The 20,209-nt window shown below is 52.0% G+C and carries 10 protein-coding genes; 6 read left to right on the top strand and 4 right to left on the bottom strand.

Going from position 1 to position 20,209, the window contains the following annotated elements; genetic code table 11:
- Window positions 1–98: 98 nt before the first annotated feature.
- A complete protein-coding gene (locus tag CLV60_RS07260) occupies window positions 99–1,298 on the top strand; it encodes a dipeptidase (protein WP_229210861.1) in 1,200 nt (399 codons plus the stop codon).
- Between the two features lie 68 nt (window positions 1,299–1,366).
- Here CLV60_RS07260 and CLV60_RS07255 read toward each other — a convergent pair whose 3' ends face one another.
- Window positions 1,367–2,056 (bottom strand): DUF1345 domain-containing protein, encoded by a 690-nt coding sequence (locus CLV60_RS07255; protein ID WP_106594708.1) that lies wholly within the window; start codon window positions 2,054–2,056, stop codon window positions 1,367–1,369.
- 179 nt (window positions 2,057–2,235) lie between these two features.
- On the opposite strand from CLV60_RS07255, the gene CLV60_RS07250 reads away from it, so the two are divergent.
- Entirely contained in the window at window positions 2,236–4,068 is a 1,833-nt protein-coding gene (locus CLV60_RS07250) for a CHAT domain-containing protein (protein WP_106594707.1), read from the top strand.
- A gap of 6 nt (window positions 4,069–4,074) precedes the next feature.
- Window positions 4,075–7,020 (top strand): ATP-binding protein, encoded by a 2,946-nt coding sequence (locus tag CLV60_RS07245; RefSeq protein ID WP_106594706.1) that lies wholly within the window; start codon window positions 4,075–4,077, stop codon window positions 7,018–7,020.
- On the opposite strand, the gene CLV60_RS07240 is transcribed toward CLV60_RS07245, so the two are convergent.
- The gene (locus CLV60_RS07240) at window positions 6,972–10,151 is read right to left on the bottom strand and encodes a DUF7379 domain-containing protein (protein ID WP_106594705.1); all 3,180 of its coding nucleotides are present in this window, start codon (window positions 10,149–10,151) and stop codon (window positions 6,972–6,974) included. The genes CLV60_RS07245 and CLV60_RS07240 overlap by 49 nt on opposite strands.
- A gap of 258 nt (window positions 10,152–10,409) precedes the next feature.
- Here CLV60_RS07240 and CLV60_RS07235 point away from each other — a divergent pair, with 258 nt between their 5' ends.
- Complete coding sequence (locus CLV60_RS07235; RefSeq protein ID WP_106594704.1) at window positions 10,410–14,465, top strand: caspase family protein; 4,056 nt, start codon at window positions 10,410–10,412, stop codon at window positions 14,463–14,465.
- On the opposite strand, the gene CLV60_RS07230 is transcribed toward CLV60_RS07235, so the two are convergent.
- The gene (locus CLV60_RS07230) at window positions 14,462–18,307 is read right to left on the bottom strand and encodes a caspase family protein (protein WP_170118727.1); all 3,846 of its coding nucleotides are present in this window, start codon (window positions 18,305–18,307) and stop codon (window positions 14,462–14,464) included. The two genes, CLV60_RS07235 and CLV60_RS07230, sit on opposite strands and share 4 nt — an antisense overlap.
- Before the next feature lie 172 nt (window positions 18,308–18,479).
- On the opposite strand from CLV60_RS07230, the gene CLV60_RS07225 reads away from it, so the two are divergent.
- Window positions 18,480–19,265: a hypothetical protein gene (locus tag CLV60_RS07225; protein ID WP_106594702.1), complete on the top strand. Its 786-nt coding sequence runs from the start codon at window positions 18,480–18,482 to the stop codon at window positions 19,263–19,265.
- Window positions 19,266–19,329: 64 nt separating this feature from the next.
- Here CLV60_RS07225 and CLV60_RS07220 read toward each other — a convergent pair whose 3' ends face one another.
- Window positions 19,330–19,653: a winged helix-turn-helix transcriptional regulator gene (locus tag CLV60_RS07220; protein ID WP_106594701.1), complete on the bottom strand. Its 324-nt coding sequence runs from the start codon at window positions 19,651–19,653 to the stop codon at window positions 19,330–19,332.
- A gap of 112 nt (window positions 19,654–19,765) precedes the next feature.
- On the opposite strand from CLV60_RS07220, the gene CLV60_RS07215 reads away from it, so the two are divergent.
- Window positions 19,766–20,209 carry a DUF6194 family protein gene (locus CLV60_RS07215; RefSeq protein WP_106594700.1) on the top strand — a complete coding sequence of 148 codons (444 nt, stop codon included), beginning with the start codon at window positions 19,766–19,768 and terminating at the stop codon, window positions 20,207–20,209.

Below are 20,209 nucleotides of genomic sequence, written 5' to 3'. Positions count from 1 at the left end.
CCCTGAGAAGACGAAAACGACATCAAATGAGACGCAGAGACGTTATTAAGACCTTGACCCTTTTGCCGACGGCCGGCAATGTTTTTCCCATAAAATCAATGCTACCCGTTCCCGGTAGCGAAAATAGTAACCCGGTGACCTCCCCGAAACCCATGCCCGACCTGCACCGCAGCGCATTCGTCATGGATGGGCATACGCATGTCATGAGCCGCGAGCTCATACTGAAAACCGACATCGGTCAGCGGTACCCGGATGGGACCGTCGACCTGCCAAGAGCCAAAGAAGGTGGGCTCGACGCGATGTTTTTCTCCGTTTACACGCCTGAAAACTATTACCCAGGCAGGTTCGAAACCAAGAATACGTTCAGGGTAGTGAACCTGGCATTGGATCAGATCAAAAAGAACAATGCGGTAATAGAGCTGGCATTGACCGCCTCGGACATCGAACGCATCAATAAAAAAGGTAAAATGGCCGCTTTTCTGGATCTGGAAGGCGGTTATGACCTGTACGGCGATCTCGACCTGCTGCGTGCGCTCTACAAGCTCGGCTTGCGTTCGATGCAGCTCACCGCGCACAGTACCACCAATGCATTCATCGATGCGTGTAATGACGTGTACACCTGGGGAGGCATTAACGATCACGGGAAAGCCGTGATCAGGGAAATGAACAATCTTGGCATGGTGATCAACGTGGCCCATGCATCCAACGACGCCATCCTGCAATCGGTAGCGGCCAGCCGTCACCCGGTGATTTACAGTCACGGTGGTTTTTACAAAATAGTGGACCATCCCCGCTGTATTTCCGACGAAGCGGCCAAAGCCATTGCCACAAAAGGCGGTGTAATCGGGGTGCATTTCGGCAGCCTGTTCAATAATCCGAAATACTGGGCGTGGCAGAAATCGAACAACCCGGTTAAGGTGCAGCCGAGCCCGCAGCCTAAAACACCGCGAATCCTGAGCTCCCAGGTTACGACGCAAACCATTGAGGACGTCGATAAGGAGTTCGCACGCGAGCTGCCATTCACTTACAATGGTACCATTCCCGACGAATACTGGATGCATGTAGACCAGCTAGCCAGGGTGATCGACTATGGCGTAAACCTCGTTGGCGAAGACCATATTGCCCTCGGTTCCGATCTGGACGGCGGCCCCGAGCTGCCCCGGGAGATCAAGGACATCAGTGATTATCCGCAGATAACCATCGCCATGCAAAAGCTGGGTTACAGCGATCAGCGAATCAAAAAGATCCTGGGCCTTAACTGGCTCCGGGTAATCAGACAGGTTACTGAGGGGAAATAATGCAAGTGAAAAGGAGTCATTCTTTACAGAGTGACTCCTTTTTAACAGTAGCCTCCGGGCGGCGTTCATTATCTGTTTTGGATCAATCCGGACACCACATTAATGGTCAGAGCTACCAGGAGTGTATTAAACACGAAAGACAAGAGGGCGTGAACGAGCGCGAGCCTTCGGATTTCCCTGGAAGAAATGGTCACATCAGAGACCTGAAAGGTCATCCCGATCACAAACGAGAAGTAGGTAAAATCGAGGTAATCGGGTTCTGTATCGCCGGGGAAGTCCAGCCCTTTCTTTTGCTGCTTCTTCCCGTCGCGCTCATCTTTGGAGGTGCGGTAGTAGAGGTGAGCGTAGCGCAACGTGAATATGGTGTGAACCAGAATCCACGAGCAAACAATGCAGGAGAACGAAAGGACAAAATGGAGGGTCAGCTCCGACCATGAGGCCGTTTTGCCTGCGGCGTAAAGCAAGTATAATATGGCAAAAAGACTCACAAACGAGGCGACCACGACAAAGAGGAAAATCACGACACGACTCGAATCCTGACCATCCACCTCCCGCCTCACCTCCGCCGGGTGCGAGCTGAGAATGGTTACCCAGGCCAGGCCCAGATGTACCGCACCGTACGCCAGCCAGCCGATCATCCAGTTGACGGGTTTTTCTACAACAGAACTGGTCAGCACCACAGCCAGCGAACCAACCAGCAACGCGATACCCAGCTTATGATGGGCATCCAGCCGGTTAATGAATGTAATGACTCGCATAGATTGTCGGGAATGCTTTTTCAAAAAGGGAAATATAATTTATTGTCAACAAAATTGCTCAAAATACGCAAGGAAGGCCAAAACCGCTTAATAACATTTCCCAGAAAAAGTAGAACTACTTTGGTATTGTTATTTACCTTATAGTTTTGTAGCTGATAAGCCTAAATCCTTCCCGATCAATGCGACCTCCTGTTATACTCTGCGCGTTTTCAAATTCCGGTGACGCATACCTCTCTCAGCTCGAAAAGGAAAAAGAAGCCATTTCGGATGCTTTGCGTGAGCGGCAGGGGAAGGGCCATCTGCTGCTGGATACCGACCCCAGGACGATCAAAAAGCTGCGCGACCGCTTGCTGCTGTACCAGCCGCAGGTTGAAATAATCCATTATGCAGGGCACGCCAGCGGCAGCCAGCTGCTGATGGAGGACGCCACCGTATACGGGGCAGGGTTGCTCCAATCGATCCGTCTGCAAAAGAACCTGCAACTTGTCTTTCTTAACGGATGCTCTACCCAAGAACAGGTAAACCAGCTCCTCGATGCCGGTGTGCGCGCCGTCATCGCGACCAGCGTCGATATCGGCGACGACACCGCCACCCGCTTCGCCGAAGATTTTTACCAGAAACTGGCCGGCGGGTATTCGATCGACGAAGCTTTCAAACTGGCAACAGAGGTAGTTACCGCCAAAAACAATGCGACATTGACTACCGAAGAACATCAGGACCGCGGCATTGCAAGAACAATCAAAGCACCGAATACTGGACCTGTGTGGGGGCTTTATCTCCACAAAAACCACCCGGACGCCGCCGGCCACCGGTTATCGGAAAAGAGCTTCTACGAACTGCATATCAAAAGCCAGATCGACTCCAATTTCAATACATCCGAGGACGCGATTCTCGCTTCGCTCTACAATGTACTGATGACGTTCAGCGATGAGCTTCCGATGTTCGAAGACCTGGAAAAAAAGTACGGTGAACAATGGGACCCGAAGAGGTTCGATGTCCGGGAGGTCAAAAACGCGATCATCAACAGCCTGCCCTCGCCTATCGCGGAACAGGTTCGCAAATTGCTCGTGACCGAAGACGAGCCCCTGGCCAGCGAACGCCTGCGGTTTTTGATCAACACCTACTCGGTGATGGCCGACCTGCTGCTGTTTATTATGTTCTCCCAACTTTGGGAAGCGCTGGTGCAGGGCAAGGTGCCGGTTCTGGAAGACCGGCTCAAAGAGCAAATCAGCGCATTCTTCCTGCTCGATCACCAGGACAGGCAAGCCTACGACGTAATTCCGCTTGTGCGGCTCATACACGACAAGTTGAAAGCCCACGACGTGCCGTTGTTTGTAAGCGAAATGTCGCACCTGGCCGACCTTATGGATGAGCGTGACAGCGAATTTTTCGGAGCTTACCTGAATATCACACGCATTAAAAGTAAATACCGGGACCTGGCCATCATGGAAGAGCTCGACGACCGCGAGTGCCGTGAGGATTGCCAGAAAGCGGAAGCCAGCCTTTGCATTATGTTTAAAGAGCTCGGTTTCTGTGCGCGCTACAAGTTTGCGACGATCAAGAATATTTACATTAATAAAAAGAAGAACCAACCGGCTGTGTACCAGCACAAGATGGTGAAGCTGGATTATGTGCTCGTAGGGTTTACCGACAAAATGGAGGATTTCGAGAATTTCACAGACTCCAACTCGGTCGTGATTTATAAAATCGAAGACAAGAAACTCTCCGCATTTAATCTGTACCCATTCGTGATCGACATGAATGCATTGATCAGCGAAAAGCTTTCCAAGATTTACTTCTTTTATAATTATGATAATAAAGCTACCGCCACTACCTGCACCTACAATTTCATCAAGAATATCAACGAAAAAAAAGACCGTCTGCAAATCCCGGCATTGCCCAGCTTTTTAAAGACCAAAACCGACCTGAAAATATCGCAGGAGGAGCTGGAAACGATCGGGCCGGATATTCTTCAGAGCGTGGAAGGTTTTATCTCCTATTTCAAATCCTGACAGACCATGACCCACTCACCATTCAAGCTGCTCGACTCGTTCGAGAAAAGCGAACGCAGCGCATTTTTTGAAAGAGAGGAAGAAATCAGGATCATTTACAACTACATCCACGAATCCAACATCGTGCTGGTGAACGGTCCGTTGGGAACCGGGAAATCCAGTATCATCAAATGCGGGCTCGCCAACTGCTTCGAAAAAACCGACTGGCTCGAAATATTCGTCAGGCGCTACGACGACATCAACATTTCCCTCAGAAAGGAGATTAACCTCAAAAACAAGCAGGATTTTCCGCTCGATTCCGATATTCTCGAATGCCTCCGCTCGCTTTACCTCGATTTTTTCAAACCGATATACCTGATCTTCGACCAGTTCGAGGAGATATTCATTTTAGGAAGTACGGAGGAGCAAGAAACGTTTTTCAACGAACTCAGACGGATACTCGATGCGGGCGACATTCCGTGCAAGGTGATTTTCATCATGCGCGAGCGCTACATTGCGCAATTGCAGAAATACGAGAGCATTGTACCGGAGCTATTCGACAAGCGCGTGCTGGTCGAGCGGATGACCGACAACGATATCAAGAATGTGATCCGGAAATCCTGCGAGCATTTCGATATTGAAACCGACGAGACCACCATCGATGCGATCGTCAGAAATCTCAAAATCGACGATAACCTGATTGAACTGCCGCACCTTCAAATTTACCTCGACCGCCTTTGGCACAAGGCGCCCGGCGCGCGCAAAAGTTTCAAAACGAGCTTGCTGACGGAAGTGGGTAATATCCAGAATGTCCTCAAACAATTTCTGGAAGAAAGAATAGAGAGTACGATATCGGAAGTATCCGCGGTGCATGCATCGGTAAATTACAACACGATCCGCGACGTGCTTTACTGCTTCGTGACCGACGAGGGTACCAAGCGCCCGCAAAAGATCGAGGATATTATTTCGCAAGCCGCTCCGTTGGATATCGCCACGGCGATTGTCAAGTCATTGGCTACCAAAAACATTCTCCGGCTCGACAAATACGGTGGTAACGGGACCGACAGCATCTATGAAATTGCACACGACAGCCTGGCCAAGATCATTTATGACAAATTCAGTCTGGAAAATTCGCACATCGCCCGCACCATCAAGACGATTAAAAATGCCTACCTGAAATACGAACAATCCAATAAAATATGGTTTCTGAGATCGTACCTCGACCGCAACGATTTGCGGGATATCCGTCGTTCGACCAAAGACATTAAGGAAAATGTAGCCCTGAGCAAGCAGCCTACGGCCGAAGAATGGAAATTCGTGGCCGACAGCAAACGCCGGCTCACGACCATCTACGCGCTCAGCTACGGCGCCGGTGCCTTGTTTCTATTAACCATACTGACCTTTTTGGCGGTGTGGAGCTCCGAGACCAGCACGCGCTACCGGCTGCTGATTAACCTGGCCCGTTCGAAAACTCAGCAATACATTCTCTACAAACAATACGAAGAAAACAGTATGCTCTCCGGCTTCTTCGGCGACGGCATGTTTAACGAAATTAAAAGGTATCCCGAACACGAAAACCTCTATTTCGCTTCCATATTCAATGTGGAACCTATTACGGATATGGCTTTTGCACACGTTGGTAAGGACAAAAAACTGCTGATTATCGCCGGTCCTAACACTGTGAGTTTGTATAACGAGCGTTTGGGCACGCTGGAAAACCGGTATAATGTGGTCAGGCACCGTTGGACCCGCGACCGCTACAACCACGGCATCACCGTAACCCTCAATAGCCACGATACCACGCTGGTCAGAATTTCCTTCGATAAAGGGAAAATGCTGCTCATGAAAAGGATCATCGATACGACGCGCATCGGGGAATCGTTCAGGCTGACGTCGGAAGGGATTTTAAGCGACAGCACGCAGTCGCTGTATGATATCGACAATGAATACAGCTACAACTCGCTCCGGCGCTTCCCGCACGACTCGGTGATTGCGATTTCCGATACGCGAATGGGCATTACGAGGTTGTTCTGGACGGGTACCAAAAAGATCGAACCCAGTACGCGCCTTTTGCCTGAAACCAAAGTGCGTTTCCTGCTGCCGCTGGATGCCGAAGACCTTGAATATTTGAAACGAAATTCGAGCATCGGGGCCAAGGAAGATTTGTGGACCTACCTGGAAAATGAATACCTCACGTCGATTGACCGGCTATCGAGCCATTTCTTCTCCTCCGAAAACTCGGGCTCGCTCGTTCATTTGAAAGGCGTATTGAGCGCATTGACGCGGCAGGTGGAGGGGCAAGATCACTATGGCCTCTGGATGGCGCTGTCCCGCAAAATAAGCGCCGATGGTAACCGACGCCTGAACGAGGTGTTCTGGGATGCACGCGTTGAACTCGAAACCAAGATCCAGAAAATGCGGGAGGACGAACGCAATGCACTTTTCACCTTCGTACGCACGCAATCCAAACGTTACGCGAGTGACGACCACATTCTGTTCCTGGAAGACATGCGGGAAAGGCTTCCGAATGATCGCTGCCTGAACCACTACCTGTCGATCGTCTACAACAATGCGTCCTGGTACCGGCTCTTCGATGGAGATTTCAAAAAGTCGATTGAATATGCCAAAAAAGGCATGGCTGTGGGCATCGCTGCCAAATCGCAGTTGCATTACATCTACGTGAACATGGCACATGCCTACCTGCTTTCCGGCAATGCAGCAGAGGCCAGGAAATACTACCGGCAATACGCGGCCAGCAAAAATTTCAGTGAGAAAAACTGCGCCTATGCCGATACTACCATCTATAACCGGGATGTAATGATCGCTGATTTGCAATCGTTTACCAGAAAGAAAATGATTCCCGACACGCTGCGTGATGACGTTATCTCGATCATCAACATGCTCAACACCATTGAGATACCCGGCTACAAGAGTCTGGCCAGCGCGTTAACCGATTCGTCGATGACAAAATAGTTGAGATGATGGCACGACACCTTTTGCGGTACGGCGGCGGCTTTCGCCTGAAAGATGCTGTCCGTGCTTACCGCAATATCATTGACCGTGTTCTTGTAAACCCACGTGCCTATTTGCGTTACTACCTTTTCCATCAGAGGCAGGCCGTTGCTGGCGTGCAAATAGGCGTCGAGATCGCCGCCGACGATGAAATAGGGAATCGGCGCCATATTTTTCCGGGCCAATTTTTTGATAAAATCGCTGCCGCTGTCCATTTGTGCCAAAGTGAGCAGCACCTGCTTGTTCCCTACTTTGAGCACGGACGACAGAAAGCCCGTAACTGCGCTTACCTGTGGAGGGAACAGCTTGGTACCCAGGGCCAGCGCCACCGACGCCCAGCTAACGTATCCGGGAATCTCTCCAAACTTGCTGCCGCCATTCGGGGTGCCTGCCATAATCAGCTTATCGACAAACTTGTCGCCGCCCAGCTCTTCGATCATGTATCGTGACACCAGTCCGCCCATTGAATGCGCGACCAATACCAGCTTTTTTCCATCATTTTCATGAAATCCGAGGGCGGCGAGCTTGCCTTTCAGGATCGCTGCGATTTCCTCGATCGGCGTATTGAGGTTTTCGTAGTCGTAGGTCATCACGAGGTCATAACCGCCATCGATCGCCATTTTGAAAGTCTTGGCCATGTCCTCGGTATCGCCGATAATCCCGTGCACCAGCAGTAACACCGATTTGGCCTGCTTCACCTTCCCTTCCAATCCTTCACTTTCGCGCACAGCATTATTGGCATAATTTACCCAGCGCAAACGGTTCGGGTCTGTCTGAATGCCTAGCTTACCCGCGAATTTCAGGAACACCATCCGGAAAGCCCCTCCCAGGCTGCGGGTCTTCTCCACCGCTTCTTCGGGAATGGTATCCACGCTGACCTGCATCACGCCCGGTTCGGTGATCGCCAATTCGCCCATCGGGAGAAAGTCCTCGCCGTCGAAAAAGAATGGTAATACCAGCTCATCCTCCCGCTCGGGGCGAATGTCGATAATCAGCGGCTTCTCTTTCAGGGCAGCGGCATTATTCAATTCCACCACCTCGGCAATACTGCGGTCCTCCCCTCTGGTGCCTTCGTCGAAGTTCACGATCTGGAACCATGGATTGCCCGCTGAATATGCCTCGTTGATGACCGGCCTGTCCACACTCCTGGTCTTGGAAACAAGCGGCGCCCAACCGAGCTTTCCACGAAATGAATCGTGCGGCCGAATCGTAATACCTTTGCCAATAGCCACTTCCTGCGCACCGAGTTGCTGCCCGGCCTTTTTAACCAGCCTGATACTGACGGCTTTCGTGATCCAGTCGGGCTTTCCTCCGCCAATCCCTTTCGATTGCCCCAACCCCCTGCTGCCCGACGGCGCGACGGTGGCCCCTATTTGCAGCGGTTCCTGTACAAACAGGCTGCTGTCAATGGCTTCGGAAGAAACAATCAGTTTCAGGGTGTCGATCTCCTCGTCGCTGTTGAGCGTAAAAACGTCACTCGTGAGCACGATGGATGTGTTGGGCGGCACGGGCTGCGAATCGTTGAAAATGACGGTCACACCGTAATCGGGAGAAAGATAAAGCAGAGAAGCGTACAACGTCCGGGCTGTGCCGTTACGAAAATTGACTTTGAATGGAATGTCCTCCCCATCATGATCGAGCGTGATCAGCGTATCCGAAAATACGCCGGTAGTCCCACCCTGTTCGACTTCCACATTGAAGGTGATTTGCCCCGGCTGAATGGCCGATTGCGCGTGCTGCAAAGCCAGCAGGCGTTGCCAGCGGGCAAGCGTTTGCAGGACGTTCAGCATATGAGTTGCCGCAAATTTATCGGTTCCCAGCACGGTTTGGATCATCACGTCGCTTCCGGCGTGGTAAACCGCGATATTCCCGTTTGCTATTTTCAGCTCAAATAAAGCGGCCGCGGGCACATCCGTCAAAACTACGCCCGATTCGGCGGCACCGGCCAATGTTTCCTGCATCACTTGTGCCACCGCGCCATCGCCATAAACGAAGAATGGCTGCAAGCGGAGCGATTCGGGCTCTCCCCAGTATACGCTGTTCGCGTCGAGGGATAATGCCCCGACTTGCAATGTACTTTCCGTCACGTTCAGCACATCCAGCACGGCATTGCCCACAGGCTCGCCGTCCGCCACCGTATCATATATTTTAATGCTGACAGGCTCTCCCACCCGCTGCTCGATGCCCATCCCCGCGCCCAGGTCGATCGTCCACTTGCCCGCCTTCATGTATACGCGGTAGCGCGTGAGGCGTCCGCTGTCGACATTTCTTCCGAGGAAACCCTGACTTACATTGAAAACGCCGATGGACTCCATCTGCGGTGTCTGGTTTTTCAAGGTATTCCGGATGAAGGCCCTCACCTGCACAAACAAGTCTGCGTAGGTAACCTGCCCGCCGCTTTTGCCCAATACAGAAATTAGCGATTGCGTAAACTGCCCGTGCCCGTTGTTCTCCCAGGCACGCTCCACACGGTCGCATGCGGCAAGCAGCAGGTGGTCGGAAGAAGGGATATTGACGTTACCCCGCTGCACATAAGCACCATCCAGGTAACTTTCAAGAGGCCGGACGTCGGAAGTACCCTTTTCAAACCGCGGCTGCATTTGCAGAAACTGTTCGAGCTCCCTCGTGACCGACCCGGAATGGCAGGAATCTGCGATCACGACGATCCGGGGTTTACGAGCGCCCACTTCTTCCAGCAAAAGCGCTATTTCCTTGTCAGCCAGGTCATATTTCCCCGGCTCTCGGCTATCATGCAGTACCCAGGTTTGCTCCTGGAGATCGGACGTCGCCGCCTGAAATTCATGGGCGGTAATGCCTGTGGAGCCGTGCCCCGAGTAATAGACTACCGCCATATCTTCCGGCCCCGCCTGGGTAAGGTGCTCCCGGAAGCCGGCGATCACCTTCGCACGCGATGCATTCGCGTCGGTAAGCACGAGTATTTGACGATCATCCGCGATCAGGTCGCCGTAATTTTCCTTCAAAAACTTCCCAAAATCGGAAACATCGTTCACACAGCCGTTCAGTGATCTGATCGGCGGATTCGAGGTGGTACTGTACTCATTAATGCCGATCAGCAATGCGAAGATTTTCATAAGACTAAAGGTTGGGTTGGGAAGATGGCCGTGTTGCAAGAATGAGCCGGTAATCAGCGGACGATGGCTCGAATTGCCTGAAATTACCTTCGCGATGAATTAAAATCAACACCGGCAATGCTTTATTATCGAACGGGAAAATAGTGTCTTGAAAATACCCCGGCTGTTACCGGGCCCGGTAAATAATTTCTTCGACAGCCACCCCGAACACCCCGGAAAAATACCGAAATTGAAAGTTTAGTAAGCGAAATTACCAACATGGGCATCGGGACAATTACCCCTCGACAGCATAAAACAAGACGGAACCGGCTGTTTTTCGTCGCGATCGACAAGTACGATCACTGGACACCGCTCCAATACCCGGTATCCGACTGCCAGCGTTTTTTTACGGTACTCAAAGATTTTTACGGCTTTTCCGACGAAAACTTCGTGATCCAGCCACTTTTCGACGACAATGCCAAAACAGACATTGTTTTCGATGAGATCTGTTACCTGGCCGACAAGGACGAAAACGGGGAGCTTCGCATCCGGCCCGACGAAAACCTGATCATCTATTTTTCGGGACACGGCCACTTCGACAAGAACAAAGAGGGCTACTGGGTCCCTTCCGATGCACCGGTACTTTCGGAAAGGCCGAGCGATCTGAAAAAACTGATTTCGGTGAGCGAGGTGATCAGGATACTCTCCAATATCAAAGCGCACCACATTGTCCTGATCGTCGACGCCTGCTTCTCGGAGGCTTTTGCAACGATGGAAATCGATGTGGCGCAGCAAAGCCAATCGGCCGAAGCGGAAGAAGTTCCCTCGCGGTGGGTGCTAACCGCCGGGCGCAATGGCGTGGTACCCGATAAAAGCCCGTTTGCGGATGCGCTCATTGATATTCTCCATGCTAATGCGGACGACAGCATGTCCATCAACTGGCTTGGGGCCCAAATCACCAAGCAGGTACGCGACCACGGGTTTGCGATAGAACCCCTATGCAAAAGCCTCGTCAACCAGAAATACAAACTGGGCGAATTTTTCTTCCACCGCACCGCCAAGGTGGTTGACCCAGCCACGCCATTCGACAATGCAAACCTGCAAAATACCTTGCGGGCAGGCTCCAAAGCACAATTCGAGCGGCTTCAAAAAGGACGTTACAAATACCTGAATATCGAGAGCATCCTGGTTTCGGAGATCAATCTGGGTAAATATCTCGATGTGCAGGTCAGAACCGACACGCAGGTTGCCTCGCTCGAACTGGCGGTGAATGCTTTATGGGAAAACAGAAAAACGCAGGCGCTGCTCGTGGGCGACGGCGGTATGGGCAAAACGGTGTCGTTGCTGTTGCTCTGGCGTGACCTCCTTTTTGAAGAAAACGGCCCCGTTCCCGTTTTCATTCCGCTGAACGAATACAACTCGGCATCCGAAGCCGAGCGCGGCGACTTTGTAGCGAGGTACATTTGTAAAAATCTGCTCAATATCCCCGAGCCGCCCGCCGAAACGACAAATGCGCTTTGGAAGCTGTTTGAAACACCCCGGGAAGGGAAACCGTCGATTATCCTGCTGCTCGACGGCCTCAACGAAGTTACCGTTCCGAAAGGCCGGTTGATGGCTACCGTGAACGACCTCGCAGCCCGGGCAGGCGGCACGCAAATGGTGATATCGTCCAGAAACAAGCAGATTGACAAACTGGATCTAGCCAGCGAGAATGCCGCGTTAATGCAAATCCTGCCCCTCACGCAGGAAACCGTGATCGCTTACCTGAAAGAGAAAGGACAGGAAATACCTGCGAACAAAGATCTGCTGGGACTCTTCGCGAACCCGATGATGCTTACGCTGTATTCCGGGGCCAATAATATTGCATTGCGTTTCAAAGACGACGACCGCTTCCATTTCAAAAAAGTGACCACCTATGGCGAGCTGCTCTGGAATTTCAATGAAGCCCAGCTGGCGCAGCTGACCGACGCCAACGACGAAGCCGACATCCGTTACCAGAATTTTCTACTGCGCGTGCTGGTGCCCTACATCGCGTACAGAATGGAAGATAAAGGCAAATACGCTATTACAATCCGCAAACTCAGCGATCCCACTTTCAATTTCAAAACGTTACTCGACGAAGCATTCGCCGAGCTCGACACTGAAGAATTGACCGAATTGTATCCCGAGTTCGAAGGCAAACGCAGGGAACTGGGCCTGGGAGTACTCACCGGATTGGACGAAAAAGAGCAACGCTCGGGCAAAGTAAAGCAGTTCCTCGTCGAACGCCTCCGCGTGCTGGTCATGGAAGGTGACGATCTCCGGTTTTTACACCAGAATTTCAGGGATTTTTTCGCGGTATGTCATATACGCAACATGACCGAGGCTGCTATGGTGCGGCGCGTCCTGCCGGATGTGTTTTTTAGGAATTACATTCCGGTATATCTGCGTCGATTGCTGGGGGAAATAGAAGGAGAGCATCAATCGGTACCTGCCTGGAGTGCCGCCAAAGGCCGCCTGGAACTGGTTGAGAAGGAAAACCTGCTGTCGCGCCTGATGGATTTATGCCGGACTGATTCGGGCATCACGGCAGGCGACGCAGAACGTGCATTTGTGATCCGGAATGTGATGACAATCTGGCTTGATTTGCGCCAGAGCCTCGCCGGTGCCAATCTCACCTGCCTCGACTTGCGCCAAATCCAGTTTAACGGCCTTCCGTTGACGCGCCATCAAGGCAACGCTTACCTTCCGGCGCGTTTTGAAGGCAGCATCCTCGATGGCGACAGCTTTCTTTTTAAAGGGCATTATGGGCAAATCAACCAGGTGCATTACAGCAATGATGGTAAAAAACTGCTGACAGCCTCGGACGATGGTGCCATTAAAGAATGGCTTACGGCTACGGGCAAACTTTTACAGACATTTTCCGGCCATACCGACAAGGTAGTCTCGGCCAGATACAGCGCCGACGGCCAGAAAGTGGTTTCAGCATCCTATGATACGTTCGTCAAAGAATGGTCGGTCAGCACAGGCACTGAACTGGCTAGCTACGAACATCTGCATTCGAAGGTCAATAATGCGGTGTACTCGCCGGACGGGGCCAAAATTCTCACCTGCGCCGACGATAAGCTGCTCAGGGAATGGAGTATTGCAACACGGGAATGCACAGCAACTTACACTGGCCATACCAAGAATGTGTCGGCAGTGTGTTACAGTCCGAAAGGGGATAAAATCCTGTCGGCTTCGGCGGATGCTACCGTCCGGGAATGGTCCGTCAAAACAGGAGAATGCCTGAGGATACTAAAAGGACATACCGAAAAGGTCAACAGTGTTTGCTACCATCCCGATGGATTGCAGGTATTGTCCGCCTCCGACGACCGTTCGATCATCGAATGGGCTGCGGAAAGCGAAACTCCTTCGCGCTTTTTCAAAGGACATACCGACCAGGTATATCATGCCGTTTACAGTGCCGACGGCGAAAGAATCCTTTCCACATCGAAAGACAAAACCATGCGGGAATGGTCGGTCAAAACCGGCCTGGAAAGCCGCAGTTATCCGGGGCATACGGATAAGGTTAATTTTGCCTGCTATTCTCCCGACAAACCAAGGGCCGTTTCCGCTTCCGACGACAAATCGATCCGTGAATGGAGCCTCGAAACCGGCGCTCAGCTCTTCGCGATCAGCGGGCAGTCCGACTGGGTGGTGAACAAATGCGTCGTTAGTCCGGACTCTCAAAAGCTGCTTACCGTTAACTACGACCGTACTTTCAGCGAAATACACATGGCGTCGGGCATTGCCTTGCAGGCATTTCGCGGGCATGAAAAGTGGCTGCACCGCGCAAGGTACAGCTCCGACGGAGCGAAAATCATCTCTACATCCGACGACCTCACGATCCGCGAATGGCTGGTTTCCACCGGCGAATGCATCCGCATTTACAAGGGGCATTCACTGGGCGTCGAGGATGCCGTTTACAATGCCGACGGTACGCAAATATTCTCGCGGGATTTCGGGCATAACTTCCGCATTTGGTCGGTAATTAGCGGTGAGTGCCTGGAAGTCGTGGACGACGAAGCGAAAAAAAAGCAGCTGCTATCGGATATGCAGCTGCTTGTATCGGAGGCCGCCAAGCCATTCAGTATCAAATGCAGGTACTCGGAGATTACCGTGAAAGACGCCGCTTCAAAGCCCCTGCTTTCATTTGTGAACGTTTCGGGACTCCTCGTGCAGGGCTGCGATTTCCGGAATGTTGACCCGGCCTCGAATTTCTCCGAGGCCGTCAGGAAAAACCTGAGAAGTTACGGCGCGATTTTCAGCGACGAAGGCGAGGCCGCGTGGAAGCGCGCGATATCGGCCGGTTAGTTGTCCACCAGCCCATCGATCACATTCAGAAAACTACCGGCAACCGCCTGAAAGCCATGCTTGTTCGGGTGGATTTCGTCATACCACTGGTCGTCGGCCACGAGTCCGCGTGCGTTGATGTAGTGCACGTTCGGGAACTCGGCTGCGACCGCACGCAGGCGATCGTTGAACTCGTTGAGAATGTAGCTGATCACCCCTTTGCGGTCGGTCTGGCTCGTCATACCCTTTTCAATCATGTAGCGTCCCAGCCAGCCTTTGTCGGTTTTATCCAAAGGGGTAATGTAGTCGTAGCCATGGCAAAGCGCGTGAATATCAGGTCGTAACGCAAACAGCTCGTTGAACATTTTACGGTAAATCACCTGTAAATTATCCAGTTCGGCAATGAGCGATGCTTCGAGGTAATCCTGTGGCTGCAATCCCGTCGCATGAGGCCCGGGCTTGATATGGCTTCGGAACTGCTCTCCCAGCACATCGTTTCCGCCACCACTGATCAGGAAGAACCGCGGAGATTTGTCTTCCACGGCTTCCAGCCATTCTCCTTCCCGGTCGTAATTCGCGAGCGTATCGCCCGCCGCCGCCACGCAAAAGATCGGATAGATTTTCGACAGGTGATCGATCGTGTCGACTACCAATGGATGCTGAAACCAGGAATCTCCCTCGGACACGATTTTGGGCGCTTTCGGAAATCTCAGGCGCATGATCCGGTATTTGGAGTTGCGGATCAGCCGCGCTGTTTTATTCGCCACGTCCAACAGTCCGTCACGGATGAAGCCCTTTTCATCCAAGTGCGCATCGCTTTGGCGCAGCTGTACATCGGGTTTCAGCTGATATTCCGGCTGCAAATCCGGGCGGGTTTTAACCTCAAAATAATTACCCAAAGCATACTCGGCCAGGTTCTCGTCTTCCAGCATTCTCGCAAGGTCTCTTTCAGCAATGATGTTGTATTCCGGGTTGGTATATTCCAACGTCAGCAGCTGCGTCGACCAGCTTGCCGCCACACTCTTGTCGGTTTCCCGCGCGCCTCCGCCAATGCCGCGTGTCGATCCCTTTTTGCCGACCGTGAAAGGTGCCGGCAGGCTTTCAAGGGTCAGTTCCTCGATATTCGAGAGGTCTTCCGCACTGACGATAAATTGCAGATATTCTGCATTTTTAGGCCAATTATACAACTGTACATAGGTATCCAGCGAAATAGGGATGGTCGTTTGCCCATTGTAACTCAGCTCTTTGGAAGCACCGGGATCCAGCGGGGTAACCATGGGATCCAGCAGGCCCAGTGAGGCACCGAATCCGGCATCCAGAAATACACAGCAGCAATACAGTTTGCGATTGCTCGTATTCGTGATTTTGATCCCGATGCTACCTTTCCATTCGCCGTCTACTTGCTGGTAATGCAGCCTTACTACACCATTATCGGCCCCGATAGGCTGCCCATCGCCATCGCTCACCTCGATCCGCAATGGCGTACCGACGGCAGCATCATTTTGAAGATTTTTCAGAAAATGCCAGTTGGAAATATGTTTGAGGTCCTTCACCAATTCGGACGCAAAAGCCTCCGAATCCAGCTCTATCTGCTCCACAACCGGACGAAAAGTATCAAAAGGCTTCGTCAAAACGGCACGCCCGTTCCGGAACGACAAGGTATAGTCGGCATCGGCCTCCTTCGCTTCCAGCCTGGCCTGAGCCGGGATTTCCGACATGAGCTTTTCCGTAAGCAAAAGACTATCCGTCAGGATATTATCCACATTATTGAGATGAATTTTGAGTTGCTGGCTCATCAAGCCTTCCACATAGCCCTGGTAAACCTTGGAGGTGTCGAGTTCCGACTCAACGGCATTGTCGAATGCCAGGATGGTGGTATCAGCACCGATCGACCTTACTTTGGCTTCATAAATTTTTTCATCGGCCCTTACGGTAATGCCTTTCGTGGAGCGTCCTATGCCGTGAATGGCGCCGCGTTGCAGCACCCAGTTTCCGGCACCGTCACGGATTACGTCGGCATAGGTAGTGTTGCCCGCTCCGCCGGGCTTGTTGAATACGTTGTTCAATGCAAGCTCACGGTGGTATGCCGGCGGGATATACATGACCGGCGTCTGCTCGAAGGCATTGTTGAGCATCTGTTTGACGCGCCCATGCAATGCCGAATACGACAGTTGCCCGCCGGTAGCTTCCAGCGATTTGAGCAGGTACTTGGTAAAAACCCCTTCGCCGCTTACTTCCACCGCCGATTCGTCCGACTCGCATGCCGAAAGGCTCACGTGCCTGGCCGGCGGAAGTACTGCATCGATATGTTTCCCGGCAAAATCGGCAGGAGAAAGTTCAGCACCGAAAATGAATTTTTCCCAGGTCCGCTGCGGAAAAACATAAGGTATCCTGCGTTCGATCACCTGTTCATAGGTCGATTTGATCAGTCCGGCATTGCGGGTATTGTCGCCGGAGTGGCAGCAATCCGAGATCACGGTGATGTGCGCGCCGGTTTTTGAAACCTCGTTGATTAGATACCGCAATTCCTTGTCTGATACGAGGTAGTCGTTGTCATGGTTCTCATCGTAATAGCTCACCAGGCATTCCAGTTTGCCATCCTGTTCGCTCGTCCAGACGGCCACATCTGCAACCTCCTGCGTGCCGTGGCCCGAATAGTAAAACACGATCACATCGTCTTTACCCGCCTTACCCAGTTCCCGGAAGGCCTTCACGATCTCCGTTTTCGTTGCCTGCTGATTGGTCAGAAACTGAATATGCTTTTGTTCAAACGACGTGTCATTGTCCAGATACCGCCGGACTTTTGTCGCGTCCGCGACGCAACCCCTCAGTTTTGGAAAAGCGACTTTCTGATTCAGTACCACCCGGTCTTCATAAGCATCAATTCCCACCACCAATGCGTACAGATTCGGCTTCACTACCGCGCCCTCGTCGTTGTTGAAATGCGACTCGAAATCCTCCGGCGGGGCTACTTCCACGCCTCTGGGCTCCGTCCATTGCGTTTCAAGCGCCGCCTCGTCGGTAATAAGCCCCTCTTCTGGCGCAACCACAGCCTCACGCGTAGCGCTCGCGGGCTGGTATGCCGGTGCCTGTACGCCCGAGATCACCTGCTGCCAGTCGAACGCCGGACCGAGGTCCCATTTTCCGCTGGTGCGGTAATTGACGTGGGACACAATGCCTTTAAAAGAAAGTACATCCTGCGTGCCCTGGTACCGCACCGGTTCATTGAGAAACTGGCGCGGAATATTGTATTTCTTGGTCAAAAAACGCAGCAGGATAATCAGGCTCTCGTATTGTTTCTGGGTATAGGACGCATAGTATCGCTGGTCGCGGAAGGGCTGGTTCAGTTTCTGGTATGCTTCGGTCTGCGTCAGCGGGCAGTACAAATCAATGCGGCCGGGATTTTCTTTGGGCCGCGAATAAATTGTTTCAAGGTTGGCGCCCCGTTCAACCAGATAACCATAATTGATGATCTCGATCGCGATGGTGACCTTGTCCTGCGCATTGCCCGTGCCCGCGTTGCCAATGCCCGCACCTATGTGCCCCGACCAGTCTTTGGACGGAAATAGCTGGTAAATGGTACCGTCCCGCGCAATCACAAACGGAACTGACACCCGGAAGTTCTGCGTGGTGAGCGTATTAATGCCGCCGCTGAGGTTACCGGCCGTGAAATGGAGCACAATGCGTTGCTTCGGATGCGGCGGCTCCGGCGTGTTGAAATATCCCGAACGGCCATTGGGTTTGCAGAACACTCCCTTCAATGAGAGGTTTTCACCTGCCACGGGCACCGTAAATGGCGTAAACGTATAATCGGTCCGGTTTTTGAATGCCGCCTCGTCGGCAGCGAGCGTATCATAGCGCATGGGAAAAGAGGAATAAGGTTGGGAAAAGCAGAGACGGGACGATTTACCAAAAACAGGAGGCATTATGAAACAATTTCCTCATGATTTATTCAATGGTTTCGTAGAAATAATCCTATCTTTCCACTCCGTGCGTAGCGCTGAAATACCGTAAACTTTTAACACTATCACCCAAATGGAATCCATCGATCCAAAGCAGTACATTAAAGAACTTGCACTTCAAAATTCCAGAGAATCGTTCATTACCGAAAGCGAACGCGAAATACTCTCGAGAGATCTCACCAGCACCGAAATCGACACGCAAACCAATGTCGAGCAGTCGTTTATGAACGACAAAAGCCTGGTATCGTTTGTATCGGAAGTGTCGGACCAGCGGCGGCAGGACGTCCTGCATTCCGTGCTCCTGGCGCAACTGGCGGCCAACAAGAAATTTCCTGAAGAAGACCAGATCAAAGACTGGTATGATGAATTCGTCAATGTGCTGAGCAACATCGGCTGGGCCTTCCAGTCCGCGAGTTTCACGCCATTCACCTCGGAGGGTTCCACCATCGAGGTCGACAAAGCCATCATCGACCTCGTGGCCAGTGCCGTCGGCGGCTCCGCGCTTGTACCGCTTGTGACCAAAACGCTGGATGCGATCAAAGGCCTGAGCGATACCAGCGGCAAATTCATCGCATTCGAAAAAAATACGCATACTGCCACCAAAGGCGCATTCCAGATCGGGATTGCCAAGGAAGTGAACGACACGGTCGCCCTTCAACTGGGCACGTTCCTGATCACCTCTTCGGACACGATCAAGCAGATCCTGTTTTTCAAATCATCCACCAGCCGGACGACCCTCGAATTCTGCTCACGCGTGGGTACCCTGGATGAAACCACGTACGCAACCGTCCGCGACGCGGTTCAGGCCAAACTGGGCTTGAAAGCGACTGATTTTATCGCTGGGATTGATTTGAGCTAAAACGGCATTTCAACAAACCGCATTTGTGCAGCGCTCCGGCACGAGCGTTGCACAAACAGTTACGTCACATCTGGCTGACCGACCATTGCTGTACCGCCACAATCACCGGCTGCAAAGCCCTGCCCTTCTCGGTAAGGCTGTATTCCACCGTTGGGGGAACTGTGGCATATGCCTGCCTGTGAACGAGTTCTTTGGATTCAAGGAGCTTCAATTCCTTTACCAGCATCCGCGTATTGATTCCCGTCACGGCCCTTTCCAACTGCTTGAACCGCATCGTTCCTCCCATCAGGGTATTGATGATCGACATCGTCCATTTACCTGAAATCAGGTCCATCGCCGCCTGGAACGGACATTCAGCGCCGGGCAATTCCGTTTTTTCTTCGATCATAAGAACCTGTAATTCAGCAAGACTTTACTTTTTGTACGCAAGGAACAAAAGGATAACTACTTGCAAAAGTAACCGTATGCCGGCAATTTCGCATTAAACAAACAACCAGGCTATGTTATTGACAACTATCCGAGACCGGATCAAAAGCGAATTTGAAAATGTACGCGATGTAGAGGCCGGCGGCGATTTTTTCTTCATGTATAAGGATGAAGAGAAATTCCCTTTTGCCACCATTGTGACGAGCGACAACGACTTTGACAGTGTATCTAATCTCAACCGGGATGGCTTTTACCGACTCAATATCGGTATCGACAAAGCCACGTTTCAACAGCTATTCGCTTCCATACCTGCCAAAGCGGGAATCGGCGGCTACGTGGATTCCGGGATTGATTTCACCGAAGTCAATACCCTCTTTCCCCATCCATTCTACGGAACAATGTATTGGGTAAGCATCGTCAATCCTGCTGAGGATTCGTACCCGCAGCTGAAAGGGTTCCTGGATTATGCTTATGAGAAAGCCAAAATGAATTACGAGAAGGGCCATCCTGCGGCCTAA

The organism is Dyadobacter jiangsuensis (assembly GCF_003014695.1).
Lineage (GTDB): Bacteria > Bacteroidota > Bacteroidia > Cytophagales > Spirosomataceae > Dyadobacter > Dyadobacter jiangsuensis.
The sequence above is the reverse complement of the archived record's forward strand: the minus strand, read 5'-3'. Positions and strand labels throughout refer to the sequence as shown.

What these genes read in the sequence shown, in the direction of transcription:
- CLV60_RS07260 (WP_229210861.1), top strand. Translation starts at nt 99, where the DNA reads ATGCTACCCGTTCCCGGTAGCGAAAATAGTAACCCGGTGACCTCCCCG.
- CLV60_RS07255 (WP_106594708.1), bottom strand. Translation starts at nt 2,056, where the DNA reads ATGCGAGTCATTACATTCATTAACCGGCTGGATGCCCATCATAAGCTG.
- CLV60_RS07250 (WP_106594707.1), top strand. Translation starts at nt 2,236, where the DNA reads ATGCGACCTCCTGTTATACTCTGCGCGTTTTCAAATTCCGGTGACGCA.
- CLV60_RS07245 (WP_106594706.1), top strand. Translation starts at nt 4,075, where the DNA reads ATGACCCACTCACCATTCAAGCTGCTCGACTCGTTCGAGAAAAGCGAA.
- CLV60_RS07240 (WP_106594705.1), bottom strand. Translation starts at nt 10,151, where the DNA reads ATGAAAATCTTCGCATTGCTGATCGGCATTAATGAGTACAGTACCACC.
- CLV60_RS07235 (WP_106594704.1), top strand. Translation starts at nt 10,410, where the DNA reads ATGGGCATCGGGACAATTACCCCTCGACAGCATAAAACAAGACGGAAC.
- CLV60_RS07230 (WP_170118727.1), bottom strand. Translation starts at nt 18,307, where the DNA reads ATGCGCTATGATACGCTCGCTGCCGACGAGGCGGCATTCAAAAACCGG.
- CLV60_RS07225 (WP_106594702.1), top strand. Translation starts at nt 18,480, where the DNA reads ATGGAATCCATCGATCCAAAGCAGTACATTAAAGAACTTGCACTTCAA.
- CLV60_RS07220 (WP_106594701.1), bottom strand. Translation starts at nt 19,653, where the DNA reads ATGATCGAAGAAAAAACGGAATTGCCCGGCGCTGAATGTCCGTTCCAG.
- CLV60_RS07215 (WP_106594700.1), top strand. Translation starts at nt 19,766, where the DNA reads ATGTTATTGACAACTATCCGAGACCGGATCAAAAGCGAATTTGAAAAT.